Origin of the sequence: Methylobacterium sp. WL116 (assembly GCF_008039455.1) — a bacterium.
In the GTDB taxonomy this organism is placed as follows: domain Bacteria; phylum Pseudomonadota; class Alphaproteobacteria; order Rhizobiales; family Beijerinckiaceae; genus Methylobacterium.
Genome location: NZ_VRUV01000642.1, coordinates 1 through 2,242, shown reverse-complemented (window position 1 = coordinate 2,242; position 2,242 = coordinate 1). Strand labels below are relative to the sequence as shown.

The window sequence follows — 2,242 nt, the reverse complement described above, 5'->3', positions numbered from 1 at the left end:
GGCGGACCCCGTCCTGCATCGTGCTGACGGCGTCGACGATGCGGCGGGCGTCGAAGGCGTGAGCGACCCGGCGCAGGCCCATCGCCACCACCGCGAGGCCGGAGAGCACCGCCCCGGCCGAGGCGACGGTCGCGCCCGCGATCACCATGGAGAGCCCGCTCTCCAGGCGGACGAAGGGGAACCCCTGGATCACGGCGACGACGCCGCCGATCACCATCGCGGCACTGAGCGCGAACAGCGCAATGATCATGGAACTCTCGAAGTCGGGGCCGGATACGCCAGGATCGTAGTAAGACCTTGCCGGCGTTTTGCAAAACGCCGGCGACCCGGAGTCGGCCCCGCGGCGTGGCGGTTTCCACGGGCTTCGTGCCGGTTCCGGCGTTGCCGCGGCGGGGGCACCGACTTACCTTCCGGTCGTTACCCCGTCGAGCGCGGCGCGCGGCGCGATTCCGCACGCCCGTCCAGAAGACCTCGACAAGACGGAGAATCTGATGACCTTCACCCTGCCGGAACTGCCCTACGCCTACGACGCGCTGGCCCCGTACATGTCGAAGGAAACCCTCGAGTTCCACCACGACAAGCACCACAAGGCCTACGTCGACACCGGCAACAAGCTGCTCGAGGGCACCGGTCTCGAGGGCAAGAGCGTCGAGGAGATCGTCACGGCGAGCTACGGCAACAACCAGCCGCTGTTCAACAATGCCGGCCAGCACTTCAACCACCTGCACTTCTGGCAGTGGATGAAGCCCAACGGCGGCGGCGCGATCCCGGGCAGCCTCGCCAAGAAGATCGACGAGGATCTCGGCGGCGCGGAGAAGTTCAAGGCGGACTTCATCCAGGCGGGCATCGGCCAGTTCGGCTCGGGCTGGGCCTGGCTCGCGGTCAAGGACGGCAAGCTCGCCATCATGAAGACCCCGAACGGCGAGAACCCGCTGGTGCACGGCGCCAAGCCGATCCTCGGCGTCGACGTGTGGGAGCACTCCTACTACATCGACTACCGCAACCGCCGCCCCGACTACCTCAAGGCGTTCCTGGAGAACCTCGTGAACTGGGAACACGTCGAGACGCTGTACGGCGAAGCCACCGCCTGAGGCGGCGTAGCGGAGGTCGCCGCTTGGCGGGCCGGGCGTCGCACCTCGCGGCGCCACGTCCCGGATCGGCGACGGCCTTCACCCATCTCTTGGACGATCACGCCACCGCCTCTTCCCTCCCCCCGACGGATCTCGGGCTTGCCCGAGATCCGCAACCCCGTGTGCCCAAGTCGGGCAGGCCCGACTTGGGTGCGGGGGGAGGGAAGCCACCCCTGACAGGCGTCGTCCCGCCCCGAGGCGTCCAGCACCGGCCGTTTTCGTCGCGTTCGATCGCACGGCCGGTGCAGGTCGACCAACGGGTCGCGTCCAAGCTTGGCGACGGCGGCGTCCATCCGCCTACGACGCACATTGTCCCGCCGGTCGGGAGCGCCCGTTTCCCGGCGCAGGTCTCCGAGGGGGAAATCGATGCCCGGCGACCTCGCAGGTCTTCTCGACGGCTCGGCCAACTGGATCGCCGACCGAACCGGAACCAGGCTGGCCCTTCCCCTTCTCGGCGCCCTGGCCGGTTTTGCGGCCGCGGCTCTGCGACTGTACTTCTCGCATCGGCGGAGGCGGATCGAACTCGAGCCCGATCTCAGGAAGCTCGAGGCCAAGCGTTGGAATGAGCACATCAAGCTCTATGGCAGCCTCTCGAACACGCTGGGGATCGCTATCGTAGGTGCCGCCTTCATCGTACCCTACGTCAAGGATCACAACTGGCCGCAGGGCGAAGCCATCTGGTGGATGCTCCTCGGCGCCGCGCTGCCCGCCTCCGGGCAGTTCGTCATTCGGTTCATCCAGAGCGAGAGTTGAGCGATGCCCGACACGAATCTCCTCCTTCTGCTGGTCGGCGTCGTCATCGGCGGGGCCGTGGGTTTCTTCGCTCTCGGCAGCCGGGCGTTCCGCCCGCGCGGCGCGGAACAGGGCTCGGCCAGCAAACCCGTCTCTGCGCATCGCTGATCCGCCCCCCGGCTCAGACGGGCAACAGCCTTCATCCATCCAGGCGACGGTGAATCCACCCCAACTTCCCTCCCCCCTCTGCGGGGAAGGGTGAGCCTCGCGTCAGCGAGGGTCGGGTGAGGGGAGCGCCATATCCGGACAGCGCGCTCCCCTCTCCCGACCCGCTTCGCGGGCCACCCTCCCCCGCACCCAAGTCGGGCCTGCCCGACTTG

General features: G+C 68.1%; 3 protein-coding genes and 1 pseudogene. 3 read left to right on the top strand and 1 reads right to left on the bottom strand.

Going from position 1 to position 2,242, the window contains the following annotated elements:
* Positions 1-250 (bottom strand): annotated as a pseudogene (locus tag FV223_RS25695) (hypothetical protein); the annotation flags it as partial.
* Positions 251-491: 241 nt separating this feature from the next.
* Between FV223_RS25695 and FV223_RS25690 the strand changes: the two are divergent.
* The 3 genes from FV223_RS25690 (at position 492) to FV223_RS30865 (ending at position 2,030) form a co-directional block, all read left to right on the top strand.
* The gene (locus tag FV223_RS25690; protein WP_147729591.1) at positions 492-1,091 is read left to right on the top strand and encodes a superoxide dismutase; all 600 of its coding nucleotides are present in this window, start codon (positions 492-494) and stop codon (positions 1,089-1,091) included.
* 405 nt (positions 1,092-1,496) lie between these two features.
* Positions 1,497-1,883, top strand: coding sequence for a hypothetical protein (locus FV223_RS25685; RefSeq protein WP_147729590.1), 387 nt, complete (start codon positions 1,497-1,499; stop codon positions 1,881-1,883).
* Between the two features lie 3 nt (positions 1,884-1,886).
* Positions 1,887-2,030, top strand: coding sequence for a hypothetical protein (locus tag FV223_RS30865; RefSeq protein ID WP_187274983.1), 144 nt, complete (start codon positions 1,887-1,889; stop codon positions 2,028-2,030).
* Positions 2,031-2,242 lie beyond the last annotated feature (212 nt).

What these genes read in the sequence shown, in the direction of transcription:
- FV223_RS25690 (WP_147729591.1), top strand. Translation starts at nt 492, where the DNA reads ATGACCTTCACCCTGCCGGAACTGCCCTACGCCTACGACGCGCTGGCC.
- FV223_RS25685 (WP_147729590.1), top strand. Translation starts at nt 1,497, where the DNA reads ATGCCCGGCGACCTCGCAGGTCTTCTCGACGGCTCGGCCAACTGGATC.
- FV223_RS30865 (WP_187274983.1), top strand. Translation starts at nt 1,887, where the DNA reads ATGCCCGACACGAATCTCCTCCTTCTGCTGGTCGGCGTCGTCATCGGC.